The organism is Burkholderia sp. BCC0097 (assembly GCF_902832985.1).
Classification (GTDB): Bacteria; Pseudomonadota; Gammaproteobacteria; order Burkholderiales; family Burkholderiaceae; genus Burkholderia; species Burkholderia orbicola.
Genome location: NZ_CADFDM010000008.1, coordinates 342,795 through 359,667, shown reverse-complemented (window position 1 = coordinate 359,667; position 16,873 = coordinate 342,795). Strand labels below are relative to the sequence as shown.

Below are 16,873 nucleotides of genomic sequence, written 5' to 3'. Positions count from 1 at the left end.
GGCCGGTTTACCCTTTTGCTGCCCGAGACGTTGCGGAAAGGGCTACCATATACGCAACTAACGGAATTAATATCATGTCCCTTCCCGCCTCTCCCGATACCGCCGCCCCGCCGGAAGAAAAGGACCTGTTCGACCGCGATGCGTCCGACTGGGTTCTCTCGCCCGAAGCCGCGTTCGACGCATGGCTGGCAATGCAGGACTATCGCCGCTCGTCGGCCGATGTCTATCGCGCGCAATGGGGTGCGTTCCTCACGTGGATGCGTGCGCATCAAAAGAACCTGGCAACGGTCGATACACCGACCATCGCGAACTTCGTCGGCGAGTTGCCGATCAAGAAAACGCAGCGCATGCGCTATCTGCGGCTGATCGAGCGCGTCCTCGACCATATTCGCCGCACCGAATATGCATCGACCAATCCGGCCCGCTTCATTGCTCAGGATGGCGAAGCGACCTGGCGCAAGGCGCGCGACAACGAACCGACCGGTTTTCTCACGCCGGCGGAACGCGCGACGTTGCTCGCGTATCTGTTTTCGCCGATCGGCGTGTCGGGTTCCGCGTACTGGAAGGAGCGCCGCGACCGCGCGCTCGTCGCCGCATTTCTCGGCGCCGGCATCAAAACCGGCGAAGCGCGCGCACTTACGATTAGTTGCATCAATACGAGTGGCACATCGCTGCGGATCGAATCGACGCATCCCGATTACGCGCGCGAAACTCATCTGGCCTCGTTCGCGATCGCGTTGCTCGAGGCGTGGCTCACCGAGCGCAAGCGGCAAGAGATTCCAGGGGAATTGGTCTTCCCCGCCTCGCATGCCGGACGGCCGATGCACAAGGCGACGATGCTGCGCGCGATCGACGCGATCGTCGAATCGGCCGGGCTCACGTCGTCACGTACCGCACGCGCGAGCCCGCAAACCTTGCGCAATACCTACGCAGCCGAACTGTTCGAGCACGACGTGCCGCCCGAGCGGGTCGGCAAATGGCTGGGCTTCATGCGGCCGATCTCGTCGAATCGCCTGCATCGCGCCTGGAAAAACTGGCGCGACGGGCTGGCCGACAGCAACGGTGACGGTGACGCATCCGACCGCGACGAAACTCACTGATCGGGAAACGGCTGCTCACGCGAAGCGATCCGTGAGCAGCCTTGTGTGGCGCAGCCTCACCGTTTCACAGCTCCCGAAAAACCTCACCTCACGCTTCCCGGATCATCTCACCGGTGCGGCGTCGCCGGCTTCCCGGTCAGGGTTGCGCAAAACGCGCGACGGCTTCGAAGCGGGACGGCCACGCGCCCGAAGCGTGCTCGCACTCGGGGCACGCGACTTCAAAACCCTCGTCACCATGTGACAGCTCCGGTTCGCCGTCGCAATGCGGGCACCGGGTCGGCGCCGGAATCTCCTGGTCCAGCGAGGTGCCGATTGCGGCATACGCGTCCGCGTCCAGTCGTCCGGCATCGGCCAGGCGCCGCAGCAGCGCGGCGATTTCCGGATTCATCCCGCGGTTCGCGCGCAACGAACTCACGTCGCGCGTGGCGCGTTCCAGTTCGTCGCTCTGGGTGCGCAACTGTTCCTCGAGCCGATCAGCGCGCGCCTTGGCTGAACTCAACTGCTGCAGGAAATCGAATTCCTTGCGCTGAACGTCGCGCAACCCGCTCTGGTAGGTCGACGCCATGCTGCGCAACGAGTCCAGTTCGACCAGCATCGGCTTGACGCGGCGTTCGGCTTCGGCCACCGCATCCTTGATTTGCTGCGCGTAGTGCTCGGTGCGCTGCTGCAATTCGGCTTGCAATGCATCGATGCGGTCGCGCAGCACGGCGTTCTGCGCCTGTTCGGCATCGATGCGGCCAGCGGCCGCGGCCAATTCCTTTTCGAGTCGGGCGACTGTGGTGAGCAACGTTGCCTCGCTTGCAGAACCGTGGGTCGTTTGCGACGCGAGCTGAACTTCGAGTTCGGTCACCCGCGCCTGCAATTGCTCGTTTCTCGCTTCACCGCGCGCGAGCGCGCCTTCAAGCGTTTCCTGGCGGATGGTTGCGTCGCGCAAGCGCTGTTCGGCGTCGGCCATGTCGGCGCGAACCTGTTCGCGGTCGGCATCGAGGCTGTCGCGCGCCGCTTTCAATGCCTCTTCATAGAGTGCTCCGAGCAACGCGCCGGCTTTTTCCTCGACGGCTTTAGGGATCGCCGCGCCGTCGAGCCGGATCTTGGACGCGGAACGGATGCGTTCCCAGAAATGGTCGATGTCTTTCGGGATGTCGCTGGCGCTGCCGGTCTGGGTGAGATCGCGGACGTTGGCGGCTGACGGCCGAATGCCGAGATCGAAAAACAGTCGCTTGCATGCATGCAGCGACAATTCCTGGCGCCGTGCACCGCTGGCACGCAGCGATTCCAGTTCTTCCCGAATGACTTGACGCATTTCGTCCAGGGTCATGACCACGCTCACAGACAATGAATTGTGGTGATCATAACGAAATACGTATTGCTTGATACCTGTTTCGAGGGTCCGTTGTGAATTTACGTCGTTTTGCGCAGAAATCGGATTGGGGAGCCGATCTTGCCGCAGGTGGGCCGGAATTCCGTGAAACAAAGCGAAGAAAGTTATCCAAGTCCTTGTCCGACAAGCATTTTTCAGCGGATCCCGAATTTTTGCCTTTGTTTCACATGACAGCGATCTCTTTGCCCGTGGGTGTTCAGGGGTTGAAGTGTCTGTGGAAAACTCGTCAGCCCGCTGTCTTGAGAGTATTAGAAGTAAACACCCTTGAACCCTTAGTTAAAAACGTTAACGCCACGGCACAGCCTTATGGTGCAAGGCTTTCCGGCCGACAAGGTGAAGTTTTACGGGAGCCAAGGTGATCTTCTGCGGGAGCTGACGTGATGGGGTTCAGGGAGCTGCGTGAGCTGTTGCAGGAAGGGTCGTGAGCGGATTCGGGATCACAGTAAAACACGCGTTTTCCTAAAGGTGAGGGTTTTCGGGGCCACACAGCCCTAGAACCCGCGCTGTGCCTGACTACACAATTTTCTGCCTGTGCAGACACAGGTGAGAATTTGCGGGATCTGCTTCGCGCCCCGATTCTGCCCATCTTTTGGGCAGATTTGGCGAAAGGTGAGGTTCCACGGGACTCCACGGGAATTTGCTGTGAGGATTTCCGGGAAGCGGACGCCATTTTGCACAGCAAAAGTGCTCTCCGAGGCCTGTGATGCCCCAAAGGTGAGGCTTTCCGGGAGGGAAATCCGGGTTTTCCTGCCTCGTTCGCCTTAAGGTGAGCTTTTTCGGGGCATGGATCACAGGCGCTGACTTGGCTCACAGGTGAGGTTTTTCGGGAGACGTATTTGCTGAAAAAATGGTCAAAGGTGAGGCTTTTCGGGACCTGTGACCGGCCGAATTCGTCGAAAAGCCCGCCAGGACTGGAAGAAATCTCGTTTTTGCTGTGCCACTTTTTGGCACAGGTGAGAATTTTCGGGGGGCGGCATACGGTTGTCGTATGAAGGATGCCCGTCGAAAGGTGAGGCTTTTCGGGGGCTCCTGGGGATGCACAGCCAAATGCCTGCTGTGCATAAGTATCGGAAGAGATTGGGATTTTTGATACCGCGCCGGTTACGGTGAGATTTTTCGGGAGCCATTTCCGTACCCGTTGCTGTGCCGCATTTTTTTGTTGAGGTGAGTGTTTTCGGGAGTCATTGGCAGCCGGTCGCCCGTGTGTCGGGCCTTCGTCGGCACCCCGACGAATCAACATGCTGTGCTTGAGGTGAGCATTTTCGGGACCGGATACGATTTGCGCGCTGTACAATGCGCGCCCGGCTCGGCCAAATAGGCACTCATTGGGCCGCGCTTGCCGGTTTCGACCGCGCTTTTCCATGTGTCGAAGCCAAATCGATATCTCGGCGAGCCGCGCCTGTACATGCATACAGGCCGATCGGCACAGTCGGAAAAGGTACGGTGAGGTGCAATCGTGGCCCTGTGTCGAACTCACGTCTGCGCAGTCGCAAAATTACGACAAATCGAAAGGTGAGCCGATACGGGAGCCAATTTCGCACGTGTCGTGCACAGGTGAAATTCTGTGAATCGGCGCATGCCGCGGCACGTCTGGAAGAGTCCGGAACGCCGCACTGGCGGACCGGTGAGCATTTTCGGGAGCGGTTCGGGTGAGTGCCGTTTTGCCGGCGCGCTTCACCGGCTATGGTGAGCATGTCGTTCTGGACGCACATCACCGCAGGCGCTATCCTTCCGGGAAACTTCTCCTCCGACCCGACGTATGGCCACGACGAAGCGCGCCAAGAAAACCGATGTGGATGTGGTGAGTGCCAGTTCAGCCGAATTGCGAAAGGCCGTCGAGGCGATCGCCATTCAGCCGAAGAGCGGCAAGATCACGCTCCTCACTCGCAAGCTGTTCAATGTCCTGCTGGCCGTCGCGCAGCAGGCCGACGACTCGGGCGATACATATCGCGCGCTGCTGTCGGACATCGTCGCCAACTCCGCTTTCGATTCGAACGACACCGCATTGGTGAAGGAACACCTGCGCCGCATGGTGTCGGTGCAGGTCGAATGGAGCACGGGGACGTCGAGCCAGAAGCCGGGCCGCAAGTGGGGGATCTCCACGCTGATCGCCGATGCGGAAATCCTCGAGGACCCGACCACCCGCCGCGTGTGGGTCGAATTCTCGTTCGCGCCGAAGATCAAGAAGAAACTGCTCGACCCGGTCCAGTATGCGCGCCTGAGCCTGCAGTTCCAGAGCCAGCTGCGCAGCAGCGCCGGTCTCGCGCTGTACGAGATCTGCGTGCGCTATCTGACGAACCCGAGCCATCTGACGATGCGCGAGCCGTGGGAGTGGTGGCGGCCGATCCTGTCGGGCACGCCCGACACGGAAGCCGGCGACGAAGCGAAGCGCGAGTACAAGTACTTCAAGCGCGACTACCTGCGCCCCGCGATCGCGGAAGTCAACGCGGTCACCAACATCTTCGTCGAGCTGATCGAGCATCGCGAAGGGCGTCGGGTGGCCGAGATCCAATTCCGCGTGACCGAGCGCAAGCAGCCGATGCTCGCGCTCGACGAACACCCGAACGTGTTCGACAGCACGCTGGTCGACCGGATGGTGAAGCTCGGGATCCCGCTGAAGGAAGCGCAGACGCTCTATGCGGACAGCGAGGAAAACCGGATTCGCGCCGCGCTGCAGATGACCGAGCAGCGGATGCGCAGCACGACGCTGCCGCCGGTGCGCAGTGCGCCGGCGCTGTTCAAGGACGCGCTGAAGAAGGGTTATGCGCCGCCGGTGGAATCGGTCGACGCGCTGCCTGCCGGCACGCCTTCCTCGAAGGTTGCGGCTGCGCAGCCGGACGATCTGAAGGCGCGCCTGCTGAGCGAGTTCGCAGCGTTCCGCCGCAAGGAAGCGAAGGTGCTGTACGAAGAGCAGGGCGACGCGGAGCGCGAAGTGGCGCGCGAGTCGTTCGAGTCCGAGGCGTTGCCGACGATGGGCTCGCATCTGCGCGACGACTGGCGCAAGCGCGGCCTCGATTCCAAGCTGGCCGAGACGGCCTTTTTCGACTGGCTGGCCCAGAAGACCTGGGGCGAGCCGACGGACGGCGACCTGCTGTCGTTCACGCTGAACCAGTCGCGGGCCGCTTGAGGCCCGCTCAGGCCCGTTGACGGGCCGCCGCCGGTCCTACCCCCCATCGGGCAGGGCCGGCGTCCTCACCAGGCCTTGCCGGCCGTTTCCCTTACTCCGACAACAGCATTCGCTCGAGCTGCTCGAGGATCGCGTCGCGCTTGTCCTTCGGGAGGCCACGCAGGCGCAGTTCGATGCGGTCTTCGCCATACGACTTCAGGTCGCCGACCGACTTGCCGCCAAGCTTGATCTCGAGACGCTGCGCATAGCGCTGACGGCCCGCGGCCTTCGGCGTCTCCTGCGCCGCGACGCGGCCCTTGACGATGTCCGACACCTGGCGCGTGCTGAGATCGTCCGACACGATCTTGTTGATCAACCGCAGCGTGGCCTCGGTGCCGCGCGCATTGTGATAGCGGCCGACCTGATACGCCATGTTCGATCCGAAGCGATCGGGACGCGCGACCATTTCCTGCATGATCGCTTCCGGCAACTTGCCGATCGACAGCGCGACGGCCACCGTCGACTCGTCGAGGCCGAGATGCTCGGAGAGTTCTTTCTGGCTCTGGAAATGCTTGTCGTCGAGGAAGCGGCGCCACACGACCGCGTTGTCGAACACCGTCTGCGAATCGCGCTGAACGTTGAGGTCGTAGCCGAGCTTGTAGCTCTGGATGCCGATCGGCACGTCGATCACGATCGCCTTGACCGACTCCTTGTTCGCTTCCTTCAGCGCCCGCACGCGGCGGCCGCCGTCGCTGACGAAATACGTGCCCGGATTGTCGTAATCCGGAATCACGTGGATCGCCTGCTGCTGCCCCTGCTTCGCGAGGTTGACTGCGAGTTCGGCAATCGACGATTTCAGATAGAAGTGCCGGGGGTTGAACGGGCTGTGCTTGATGGCCTTCAGCGGCAGCTCGATCACCTGCCCGGGCGCATAGCGATTCTCGAGACGCCACGCGCGATATTGCGGCGATTCGTCGATGGACGGATCGATCGTGAATTCCGGAGCAGGCGGCGGTGCGATGTCCTTCTTCGCGGATTTGGTCGGCACCGGGGTCGGCGTCTCGGACTTGACGATGCCGTCGATCGCATTGAGCCGATCAAGCGCCGTGCGCTTCTCGCTCGTCGTGATATCCGGGCGCGCTTGGAATCCTTTGGCGAATTGGGAGGGTTTCATGTGACTCCTTTATGCGCATAAAGTCAGGGCAGCATGGCGACGATTTCGTCGGCACATGCGCGAATTTCGGCTGCGGCGAGCTTGCCGCCGCGATCGTTCATTTGCAGCACGGTCTGACCGAGCGCCATCGCCTGCTTGTACGCTTCCCGAGTCGGGATCTGCGTTTTCAGCAGCGGGAAGCCGAGTTCTTCGAGTGCACGCTTGAGCTCGCGGGTCAGCATGCGCTTCTCTTCGGTCTTGTTCAGCAGGAAGACCGCGCGGAGGTCTTCGTTCATCACCTGCGCCTGCTGAATCAGTTTGACCAGCCCGACGCTCGACCAGTAATCGGCCGGCGACGACGATGTCGGGATCACGGCAATCGATGCGGCCAGCAGGACGACGCCAGACACTTTCTCGGTGATCGACGGCGGGCAGTCCACGACGATGATGTCGTAGTCGTTGATGAACTTCTTGATCTCGCGATGGATCTGGCCGTCGGCTTCGGCAAGGTTGACAACCGGAAACGGGATGCCGTTGTCGCTGTCGCCGGATGCGCTCGACCAGTGAACCAGCGTGTTTTGACGGTCTGCGTCGATGACGAGGACGCGCTCCCCTTTTTCATGGAACGCGGCGCCGAGATGCATGGCAATCGTGCTTTTGCCGACGCCACCTTTTTGTTGAGTGACTGCAATGATTTCCGCGGCCAATTTTCACTCCTGTTTTGGTCGTTGGAATTCTACAGGACGATATTTGAATTTCAATGAAATTGTCGTTCATCAACTAGGCGTTGGCCATTCGGACTATCGGTTTATGCGCATAAACGGGGTGGTGGAGATTGGATTGCTGGTTGGGACGGTGTGTGGGAGATGGCGAGACTGACGTAGAGCAGTCGATGCAGTGCTTGATGGTGGGATCTTCACGTGCTCGATCGCCGGGGCGGTTCGTCGCGGCGATGTCCCGGTGTGCTGCCCTTTCGCTGGACGCGCTGCGTTGTCGGCGAGCCGGGAGTTTGTGCGCATAAAGTCTGCGGCGGCCGGGGTGATCGATTTAGTGGCTGGAGCGCTCGGAATTCGCCACCGATAGGTGTCTTCTGTGGCCGCAGTCAGATGCATGGCCTACGAGCACGTCGTTGAACGTGTATGCATCGAGGCAACGTTCCGTTTGCCCGCAGCGTTTATGCGCATAAACCGGGCGCAACGATGACCTGCGGCGGAGGGCAAGGCAGAGACCTGACCTGCGTCAGGCGCGCAATGATGTTGGGGCGATAGCCTATCGATGCGACCGTCGTCCGGTGCCGTCTTCTGTCGGCATACGTCGACGCCTGGAGCCGCACCTCACCGCGCAGGCCTTATGCGCATACACCGACCCGAAGTGTCCCGCGATCCCGCTCTCTTTTCGCCGCCCGAGGCAACCCTCACGAGAGATTAGGCGGGCTAACCGCCGCTCTCTAGTCTCCATGAAGCCCTTGCCCGCCCGCAGTTTATGCGCATAAACAACCACTCTATGACGCATGTCCCACGACATCAAACACTCGCCCTCTCGCGATCACGACGCATCATTAAACCGAACCGCGCCAGCGACCGACAGTCACGAGGAAAGGCACACGTTCTCAGCTGCCCCGCCCGCCGAGCCTCCCATGCAGACTGGCTACAATACAGGGCTCCACCATCCAGGCTTGAATGATGATCACGATCTACCACAACCCCCGATGCTCGAAGTCCCGCGAGACGCTTGCGTTGGTCGAGTCGCTGAATACGGCCGGCGCGCCGCTGAACGTCGTCGAGTACCTGAAGACGCCACCGACCGTCGAGGAACTGGAAACGCTGCATCGGCAACTCGGCCGCCCGGTTCGCGACATGCTGCGCGACGGCGAGGAGCCGTACAAGACACTGAACCTTGCCCGCGCGGACCTGACCGACGCTGAAGCCTACGCGGCGATCGTCGCTCATCCGATCCTGTTGCAACGTCCCATCGTCGTGTACCGCGGCAAGGCGGCTATCGGTCGTCCACCCGAGTCGGTGAAGGGGCTGTTCGAATAATTCTTGCCCGGCGTATTTTTCTTATTGCATCAACGCGGCCTGACCCCGCGCTGCACACATAACGGCAACCCAGACCGACGCGCCCGTCAGGCCGCATGCGCCGCCAGCCGCCCCCGGGAACGATATGTCGCCACCGCGGCGTCTAGCCTTTACCGGAGGACGACCCATCATCGTCGTCCGGCTCCCGCCCCGCCGCCGCCTTCGCGGCCATCCGCAACAGCGAGATCTGCCCGCGATAGGCGCGGCATCCGCTGCAGGTCGGCAGATGCACGCGCACTTGCAGGCGCTCGTGCAGCGTCAGATGCCGATCGAGCGCATCCGACAGCAGGCGTGTCACGTCAGTACATTTCCCCGGCAGCATCTTCGGTCGTCAGTCCTTTTTCGCTCAGGCAGGTTCGCAGGCGCGTGCGTGCCCGGTACAGCAGCACGCTGCAATGATTCGTCGTCAGCGTCAATTCGTTGCAGATGTCCGCGATCTCGACATCGAGGAATTCGCGCATCATGAACACGCGTCCGATCTGCTCCGGCAGATGGTCGAGGCAGACCTGGAACAGCGTCCAGAACTGCTGTTGCTGCAACAGCGTGTCGGGCTTTGGCCACGGTCGCGGTTTCGCATGCGCGGCCCAGTGTCCGTTGTCCTTGAACAATTCGCGATCGAGTATCGATTCGCCGTCGAGCTCCGCATCGAGCGCGGTCAGGCTCACCATCCGCTGCCGTGCGCGCAGCACGTCGATCAGCTTGTTGCGCAGGATGCCGAACACCCAGGTCTTGTGGGCCGACAGCCCGGCGAACTCGCCGGCATGCGACCACGCGGCAGTCAGCGCTTCCTGCACGGCGTCTTCGGCCGCGTCGGTATCGCGGAGCTGGAGTCGTGCGAAGCGCAGCAGGTCGTGCCGCAGTTGCGCGAGATAGGCGGGGTCGTCGTGTGCGGACAGCATGGGTGAATGGCGGTGTCTCGAAGCGATCGCGCGTGCGTCACGGAGCGGACGCATCGCGGTGCGAGCAGCTTACTGGGCGCGGTCTCCGCCTGCAATGCAATGTTCCGTCACGAATTCGCGGAACCGGCTGCCGCGCTGCGCTATGCTTGCCGAACCCCCGACTCGCGCGTCGCCGGCGACGCGCGTCGGGCAATCTGTAACGTCGGAACATAACGGTCGAGTTATCCACAATTTCTGTGGAAAACCTTGTGGAAAGTCGGCCGGACCGCCCCGTGGGACGGCTCGCGGGCTGGCTTGCCTATAAACAGACCTTTGTCGCCCATTCGGAAGCAATCGATCCGATTCCTCACTCACCGGAAGGAGAATGCCATGTCCTATCGTATTGCGGTCGTCGTCGGCAGCCTGCGTCGCGCATCGACCAACCGCGCGCTCGCGCACGCCGTGATCTCGCTCGCCCCCGCCGATTTTTCGTTCGAGTTCGTCGAGATCGGCGAGTTGCCGCTGTACAGCCAGGACTACGACGCGGATTTCCCGGAAGTCGCGAAACGCTTCAAGCAGTCGATCGAAGCCGCCGACGCGCTGCTGTTCGTCACGCCCGAGTACAACCGGTCGATTCCCGGCGTCCTGAAGAATGCGCTCGACTGGGGCTCGCGCCCATGGGGTTCCAACTCGTGGTCGGGCAAGCCGGGCGCGGTGCTCGGCACGTCGCCGGGCGCGGTGGGTACCGCGCTCGCGCAGCAGCACCTGCGCAACGTGCTCGCGTACCTCGACGTGAAGACGCTCGGTCAGCCGGAGATGTTCATCAAGCACGACCCGGCGCGCATCGACGACCAGGGGCAGATCGTCAGCGAGGACACCCGCAAGTTCCTGCAGGGCTTCGTCGATCGCTACGCGAGCTGGGTGCGCCTGCTGAAATCGGCCTGACCGCCGTCGCGCGCTCACGCCGTCGCGGGGCGCGCCTCACCCAGAGCGGGTCACGCGCCGGCGTGTCGTGCGTCGCGCGCTTCGCGGATGCCCAGCAGGATTTCGTCGAGCAGCGCGATGTCGAACGGCTTCGACAGCACGCGGACGTTGACGGTGCGCGTACGGTCGAGTTCCTCCGCATAACCCGTGACGAGAATCACGGGCAGCTTCCCCGGCCGCTTTTCGATCGCTTCGGCCAGGTCGATGCCGTTCAGGCGGCCCGGCATGTGGATATCCGAAATCACGAGATCGAACGCGTCGTTCGCGGCGGCACCTTCGATCAGGCGCAACGCGTCGTCGGCGGTGGGCGCGTAGGTCACGCGATGACCGAGCAGCGACAGCAGCGCTTCCGTGCCGGCCGCGACTTCGTCGTTGTCCTCGACCAGCAGCACGTGCAGGCCGGCGAGCGCGCCGCTGCCCGCGTCGTGCGCGACGGCTGCCGGCCGCGCGGCGACGTCCTCGGCCCGCGCGCGCGGCAGGTACAGACGCACCGACGTCCCCGCGCCGACCGCGCTGTCGATCGTCGCGAGGCCGCCCGAGCGTTCGCAGAACGCGAATACCTGCGGCAGGCCCAGCCCCGTCCCCATCCCCTGCGCCTTCGTCGTGAACAGCGGCTCGAACGCACGGGCGAGCACGTCGGGCGCCATGCCCGAACCCGTGTCGTCGAGCGAGATCTGAACGAAGTCGCCGGTCAGCGGGAAGCCGTCCTCGCGGCGCAGCGTGACGTTGCGTGCGCCGACCGTGAAGCGTCCGCCGGTCGCCATCGCGTCGCGCGCGTTGACCGCGAGGTTGATCACCGCGAGCTCGAGCTCCGCGACATCGACGCGAATCGGCCAGACGCCCGGCTCGATCGCGACGACCAGCGACGACTTCGACCCGAGCGACGTCTTCAGCAGTTCGCGGCAGGTGCCGACCCATTGCCCGATGTCGATCGTCTCGTTGTGCAGCGGCTGCTTGCGCGCAACACCGAGCAGCTGGCGCGTGAGCGACTGGCCGTTCTTCAGCGCGCGCTCGATCGCGCCGAGCTCCTTGTCGAGATGCTCGACGCCGCGTCGCCGCGCGATCTGCACGTTGCTCGAGATGATCATCAGCAGGTTGTTGAAGTCGTGCGCGACGCTGCCGACGAGATTGCCGAGCGCCTGCATCTTGCGCGACTGCCGGTACGCCGATTCGATCGAGCGCCGCATCGACGCTTCGGCCTGCCAGCGGTCCCACGCTTCCTCTTCCGCCTTCAGCCGCTTGAGCGACAGCCAGATCACGGACCACAGCGCGACCGACGGCGCGAACATCGAGATGAACAGCACGCTCAGGTGTTCGTACCATTCATGCCAGATCGCCGACGTGCGGTACGCGCAGGTCACGTAGACGGGATAGCTGCCGACCTGGCGATACGCGACGATCTCGCTGCTCGCGCCGTCGTGGCCCACGCGCACCACGCCCGCGCGCGGATCGTTGCGCGGGTTGCCGAACGTGACCGAGCGGTCGGTGTGCGCGAGCGACGGCGGCGGCGGATACGATGCGATCACCGCGCCGTCCGAGCGCGCGAGCGCCATCGTCATCGGCGTGCTCGCGCCGCCGAGCAGGTCGCGGTAGAACGCATTGAAATACGACGACTTCAGCGCGATCGACACCATGCCGGCGAACGAACCGTCGCTATGGCGTCGCGCGACGCCGGTGTTGAAGACGGGAATGTTCTCGAGCTTGAGCGGCCCCATCATCAGTTTCGAGATGTGTTCGATGACCTTGCCGTCGCGGATGCCGGCGAAGTCGTCGCGGTTCGCGATCGACGCATACGGCGCCGGATAGTAGAGGCTGTTGGCGAGCAGCATTCCGCTCGCGCCGAAGATCGACACGGCGGCCACCTGCGGATAGCCGCCGCCGATCGTGTTCAGTGCTTCGTGGATGTCGGATTCCCGGCTGCGCACGGTTGCGTCGTCCATGTCCTGCACGAGGTCGACGATGCGTGCATCGAGCGTTTCGCTCAGGTCGAACACCTTGAGTGCGTGCTCCTCGGCGACGCGCACCGTGCGCATCGTCACGTCACTCGCGGCGGCCTCGCGCGCCTTCAGGTCGTTGTAAGCCATCACCACCACGTAGATGCAAGGCAGCACGATCGCCGCGACGAGCAGCACGATCAGCGTCACGCGGCGCACCGCGAAATCGTGCTCGGGTGCGCCGGACGCGTAGCTGCCGTCATCCTGCCAGTCGTCGGCGGGAGAAGGGGCGGAGGCGCGGGAGTCGGCAGGCCGTTCGGACGTCATCGAGGAAGGCGGGTGAGGCAGAGGTATCTGCCATCATAAACGAGTTGCGGCGGCCCGCCGTGCGGTGCCGTACGGGCGCAAACCTGTCGTATATGACAGAGGTAAACCGTCAGATTGAAAACGCGACGAATCCGGCAGCGCAAACGTACACAAGGAAAAATTTTGCGTGCTTATCTCGAAAATGGTCGGAGCTGTTTTCGGAATCACGCGGGATCGGATCGATTCTGTTCGAAATGGTGAAAATGGCGAGTTGCATCGCCTCCGGTTTACTCCGAGAATCGCGCCTTGCTTTCCCCTATGACAGATACATGCGCCCGCCGGCGGTTGCCGCGCGGTGCGTCGCGCGCACCTGCGTCGCGGCGCCCGTGCCTGGTCGCAAGGCGGTTGGCCGCGCCCGAAACGCAAGGCACTAAAGAAGAGCGCCGCGCGGTCGTTAACGCGAGAGAGACCATTCCGTATACCGCATCGCCCCATGCCTTTGCCGATTGTAATTGCCGACGATTCGCTGCTCGCTCGCAAACTTCTGACAAAGGCGCTGCCGGGAGACTGGGACGTTGACGTCGCGTATGCAGCGAATGGTCGCGAGGCCTTGGCGCTCTATCGTGACGGCAAAGCTTCCGTGATGTTTCTGGACCTGACGATGCCCGACATGAGCGGATATCAGGTCCTGGAAACACTGCGCCACGAAGATCTGAACACGTTCGTGATCGTGGTATCCGCCGATATCCAGCCGCAGGCGCAAGCACGCGTGCGTGAATTGGGCGCGATCGCATTCGTTGCCAAGCCCGTGACGTCGGAGGCATTGCTGCCCATTCTCAAGGAGTATGGGTTGTATGCCTGAATCGGTGTTCACGGCGGAGCAACGCGACGCGTTGCAGGAAATCGCCAACCTTGCAATGGGCCGCGCCGCCGCGCGGCTGGCGTTGCTGCTCGGGCATTTCATCGAGCTGTCGGTGCCGCGCGTGCGCGTCGTGAAAGCGGCCGACGCGGGCGACGCGCTGCGCGAGATGACGGGCATCCACGACAACGTGACTGCCGTGCGCCAGGGCTTCCGTTCCGACATCAAGGGCGAGGCGATCGTGCTGTGCCGCACGGCGGGTGTCGCACGGCTCATGTCGGTCGTCGACCGCACGTTCGGCGACGGCGTGTACGGCGGGATGGCGACGCCGGACGAGATCGTGTTCGACGTCGCGAACGTGCTGATGGGCGCCTGCGTCGCATCGATCCTCGACGAACTCGGCCGCAAGCCCGTGTTCTTTCCGCCGGGGCTGCTCGGTGCGAACGTGTCGTTCGACGACGTCTTCCAGCCGAACGAACTGGGGTGGAGCGTCGCGCTGCTGCTCGAGGTGAACTTCGGGCTCGAGGATCACACGTTCCGCGCGCATTTCGTGATGCTGATGGCCGAGGATTCGATCCGCCTGATGGGCGACGCGCTCGATGCGTTGCTGTCCGCGCTATGACGGCCGCCGCCCCGTCGCTGAGCGACCTCGTGATCGAGCGGGTCGGCTTCGGCCTGTTCGTGCTCGATCGTTCGATGACCGTCCTGATGTGGAATCGCTTCATGCAGGACCACAGCGGCATCCCGGCCGCCGACGTGATCGGCCGCAACATCTTCGACCGCTTTCCGGACCTGCCGCGCGCGTGGCTGTCGCGCAAGCTCGAGAGCGTGTTCCAGCTGGGCAGCTTCGCGTTCAGCTCGTGGGAGCAGCGGCCCTACCTGTTTCGCTTCGAACACGACCGGCCGATCACGGGCGGCGTCGACTACATGCAGCAGGACTGCACGTTCATGCCGCTCACGCGCGGCCGCGACGTCGAGGCCGTGTGCGTGACGATCTCGGACGTCACGCATGTGAGCGTGATGCAACGAGAGCGCGAGGAAGCAGTCGCGAAGCTGCGCGAACACGCGAACCGCGACGGGCTGACCGGCATCGCGAACCGGCGCTTCTTCGAGGCGCGGCTCGGCGACGAATTCGCGCGCTGGCAGCGCTACGGCGGCGACCTGTCGGTGCTGCTGTTCGACCTCGACCACTTCAAGACGATCAACGACCGCTTCGGGCATGCGGCGGGCGACGCCGTGCTGCGCGAGACCGCGCGCCGCGTCGCGTCGATCGTGCGCGCGCAGGATACGTTCGGGCGTTTCGGCGGCGAGGAATTCGCGCTGCTGCTGCCGTGCACGAATCTCGACGAGGCGATGCGGGTGGCCGATAAGGTGCGCGAGGCGATCGGCAGCCTGCCGGTCGATGCCGAGGGCGTCAGCGTGCCGGTCACGGCGAGCGTCGGCGGCACCTGCGCGAAAGCCGGTGCGCTGACCTGCGACGTACTCGTCAACGAGGCCGACGCCGCGCTCTATCGCGCGAAGCGGCTCGGGCGCGATCGATCGGTCGCGTACGCCTGACCGACCGCGCCCGCCTCGCTCAGCTTTTCGCGATGTCGGCGAGCACGCCGGCCAGCACGGCCGGCTGCGACACGAACGGCGAATGGCTGCTGTCGAGCTGGTGTACGTGGGTCGGGTTGCCGGGCGCGAACGCGTCGGCTTCGTCGATGAAGCGCTGCTGCAGCGCGGGCAGGATCACGCGATCCTGCAGGCACTTGATGTAGTGACGGTCGATCGCACCCCAGCGCGCGGCGGTCGTCGGAATCGCGGTCGCGAACGGCGCGGCCGGCACGTCGCAGCTCATCAGGTTCGCGACCGCATCGAAGTCGGCCTGCGGCACGTCTTCGTACAGCGCGCGCTTCATCAATTCGCGATACGCGGCATCGCCGCTGTGCGGATCGACGCGCAGCGCACCGGCCACGCGCGGGCTCGCGAGCATCAGCGGACCGAGCAGCTCGCCCTTGTTTTCCGGCGCGCGCACGTAGTCGAGGCCCGGCACGCCCGACGCGGGCATGAAGGCCGCGAGATAGACGATCTTCGCGATCTTTTCCGGCGCACGTTCGGCCGCCGCCGTGATCGCGAGGCCGCCCATGCTGTGCCCGACCAGCACGACCTTGCCGTGGCCGAGCGCGTACGCGTCGTCGACGGCCTGCATCACCTGCGTCGCGTAGTCGTCGAGCGTCGTGTTCGCGACCGGCGACGGCTCGGCGCCGAACGCGTCCTTGTCGAGCGGCCGGGCGAGGTACGACGCGGGAAAGCGCGCATGGATGCCGTGCGCGGGCAGGTCCCGCGCGATCGACAGGTAGCCGCGCGCGGCCAGCGCGGCCGCCAGATGGGCGTAGCACCACGCGCCATGCCACGCGCCGTGCACGAGCACGAAAACGGGATGACCGGACTGCGGGGTGGCGGTGTCGTTCGTCTCCATGGTGTCCGTATTTTTTCGATAAAGGTGTCATCTTAGACGAACCCGCCGCCATCGAAACGCGCTCGCGCAGCGTGTCTCCCGCGCGGCAACGATCCGCCCCTTTGTGTCGCGCAGGCCACATTTCGTCCATATCTGATTTGAATTTGTGCCGAAGCACGCTAATTTGTTGCTTTACTCGCGATTGCGCCCCATGAACGTCGACTATCTCTTCTACCGGAAGCCGAACAAACCCGGCCCCTATTCGCTCGACGACCTGGGCGACATCGCGCCGCCGATCGGCCCGGGCGACCTGGTGCGCGCGGGCATCGCGCGCGTGTTCGAGCACATCGACTGGCAGGAATCGCCCGACGTGCCGGGCGCGTGGTTCGGTACGGGCGGCGCGGTTTTCCAGTTCACCGCCGAACCCGACGGCCGCGTGACGAGCTTCATGGGCTCGCGCCTCGAGCGCCGCTCGATGCTGCAACTCACACGCGAAATGGGGCTCATCGCACTCGATCTGCAGCGCGACATCGTCTACGGCTGACGCGTCGCGCGGGGTCCATTCGCCGAGGCCGGCCGCGCCGCCCTCCCGAGGGCGCTCAACACCCCGCCACACATGGCGCGTGTCCGCCATCGAACTTCAAAGATTGCTAT

The 16,873-nt window shown here is 63.7% G+C and carries 16 protein-coding genes; 9 read left to right on the top strand and 7 right to left on the bottom strand.

The window, feature by feature from the left end:
* Positions 1-74: 74 nt before the first annotated feature.
* Positions 75-1,100 (top strand): tyrosine-type recombinase/integrase, encoded by a 1,026-nt coding sequence (locus HWX07_RS27555; RefSeq protein ID WP_175878416.1) that lies wholly within the window; start codon positions 75-77, stop codon positions 1,098-1,100.
* 136 nt (positions 1,101-1,236) lie between these two features.
* Here HWX07_RS27555 and HWX07_RS27550 read toward each other — a convergent pair whose 3' ends face one another.
* Positions 1,237-2,418 (bottom strand): DNA-binding protein, encoded by a 1,182-nt coding sequence (locus HWX07_RS27550; RefSeq protein ID WP_175878415.1) that lies wholly within the window; start codon positions 2,416-2,418, stop codon positions 1,237-1,239.
* A gap of 77 nt (positions 2,419-2,495) precedes the next feature.
* On the opposite strand from HWX07_RS27550, the gene HWX07_RS27545 reads away from it, so the two are divergent.
* Entirely contained in the window at positions 2,496-2,840 is a 345-nt protein-coding gene (locus HWX07_RS27545) for a hypothetical protein (RefSeq protein WP_175878414.1), read from the top strand.
* 1,400 nt (positions 2,841-4,240) lie between these two features.
* The gene (locus HWX07_RS27540; RefSeq protein ID WP_175878413.1) at positions 4,241-5,608 is read left to right on the top strand and encodes a replication initiation protein; all 1,368 of its coding nucleotides are present in this window, start codon (positions 4,241-4,243) and stop codon (positions 5,606-5,608) included.
* A gap of 91 nt (positions 5,609-5,699) precedes the next feature.
* Here the strand turns inward: HWX07_RS27540 and HWX07_RS27535 are convergent, their stop codons facing one another.
* Entirely contained in the window at positions 5,700-6,761 is a 1,062-nt protein-coding gene (locus tag HWX07_RS27535) for a ParB/RepB/Spo0J family partition protein (RefSeq protein WP_012339072.1), read from the bottom strand.
* A gap of 23 nt (positions 6,762-6,784) precedes the next feature.
* The gene (parA, locus tag HWX07_RS27530) at positions 6,785-7,447 is read right to left on the bottom strand and encodes a ParA family partition ATPase (RefSeq protein ID WP_175878412.1); all 663 of its coding nucleotides are present in this window, start codon (positions 7,445-7,447) and stop codon (positions 6,785-6,787) included.
* A gap of 975 nt (positions 7,448-8,422) precedes the next feature.
* On the opposite strand from parA, the gene arsC reads away from it, so the two are divergent.
* Positions 8,423-8,779: an arsenate reductase (glutaredoxin) gene (gene arsC, locus HWX07_RS27525; protein WP_041492222.1), complete on the top strand. Its 357-nt coding sequence runs from the start codon at positions 8,423-8,425 to the stop codon at positions 8,777-8,779.
* A 142-nt stretch (positions 8,780-8,921) separates the two neighbouring features.
* Here arsC and HWX07_RS27520 read toward each other — a convergent pair whose 3' ends face one another.
* Together HWX07_RS27520 and HWX07_RS27515 are read right to left on the bottom strand one after the other, a co-directional pair.
* A complete protein-coding gene (locus tag HWX07_RS27520) occupies positions 8,922-9,140 on the bottom strand; it encodes a zf-HC2 domain-containing protein (RefSeq protein ID WP_011548755.1) in 219 nt (72 codons plus the stop codon).
* Entirely contained in the window at positions 9,118-9,717 is a 600-nt protein-coding gene (locus HWX07_RS27515) for an RNA polymerase factor sigma-70 (RefSeq protein ID WP_006480198.1), read from the bottom strand. Before HWX07_RS27515 ends, HWX07_RS27520 begins: the two co-directional genes overlap by 23 nt.
* Before the next feature lie 369 nt (positions 9,718-10,086).
* On the opposite strand from HWX07_RS27515, the gene HWX07_RS27510 reads away from it, so the two are divergent.
* Entirely contained in the window at positions 10,087-10,641 is a 555-nt protein-coding gene (locus tag HWX07_RS27510) for an NAD(P)H-dependent oxidoreductase (RefSeq protein WP_006480199.1), read from the top strand.
* A gap of 50 nt (positions 10,642-10,691) precedes the next feature.
* Here the strand turns inward: HWX07_RS27510 and HWX07_RS27505 are convergent, their stop codons facing one another.
* The gene (locus HWX07_RS27505; protein WP_175878411.1) at positions 10,692-12,941 is read right to left on the bottom strand and encodes a hybrid sensor histidine kinase/response regulator; all 2,250 of its coding nucleotides are present in this window, start codon (positions 12,939-12,941) and stop codon (positions 10,692-10,694) included.
* A gap of 472 nt (positions 12,942-13,413) precedes the next feature.
* Here HWX07_RS27505 and HWX07_RS27500 point away from each other — a divergent pair, with 472 nt between their 5' ends.
* From HWX07_RS27500 to HWX07_RS27490, 3 genes are read left to right on the top strand one after another with little or no spacing between them, the layout of a single operon-like run.
* The gene (locus tag HWX07_RS27500) at positions 13,414-13,782 is read left to right on the top strand and encodes a response regulator (RefSeq protein WP_011548759.1); all 369 of its coding nucleotides are present in this window, start codon (positions 13,414-13,416) and stop codon (positions 13,780-13,782) included.
* Positions 13,775-14,401 (top strand): chemotaxis protein CheC, encoded by a 627-nt coding sequence (locus tag HWX07_RS27495; protein ID WP_011548760.1) that lies wholly within the window; start codon positions 13,775-13,777, stop codon positions 14,399-14,401. Before HWX07_RS27500 ends, HWX07_RS27495 begins: the two co-directional genes overlap by 8 nt.
* Positions 14,398-15,336 carry a diguanylate cyclase gene (locus tag HWX07_RS27490; RefSeq protein ID WP_175878410.1) on the top strand — a complete coding sequence of 313 codons (939 nt, stop codon included), beginning with the start codon at positions 14,398-14,400 and terminating at the stop codon, positions 15,334-15,336. Before HWX07_RS27495 ends, HWX07_RS27490 begins: the two co-directional genes overlap by 4 nt.
* A 19-nt stretch (positions 15,337-15,355) precedes the next feature.
* Here the strand turns inward: HWX07_RS27490 and HWX07_RS27485 are convergent, their stop codons facing one another.
* Positions 15,356-16,240 (bottom strand): alpha/beta fold hydrolase, encoded by an 885-nt coding sequence (locus HWX07_RS27485; protein WP_175878409.1) that lies wholly within the window; start codon positions 16,238-16,240, stop codon positions 15,356-15,358.
* Between the two features lie 190 nt (positions 16,241-16,430).
* Here HWX07_RS27485 and HWX07_RS27480 point away from each other — a divergent pair, with 190 nt between their 5' ends.
* Positions 16,431-16,763: a hypothetical protein gene (locus HWX07_RS27480; protein WP_175878408.1), complete on the top strand. Its 333-nt coding sequence runs from the start codon at positions 16,431-16,433 to the stop codon at positions 16,761-16,763.
* Positions 16,764-16,873 lie beyond the last annotated feature (110 nt).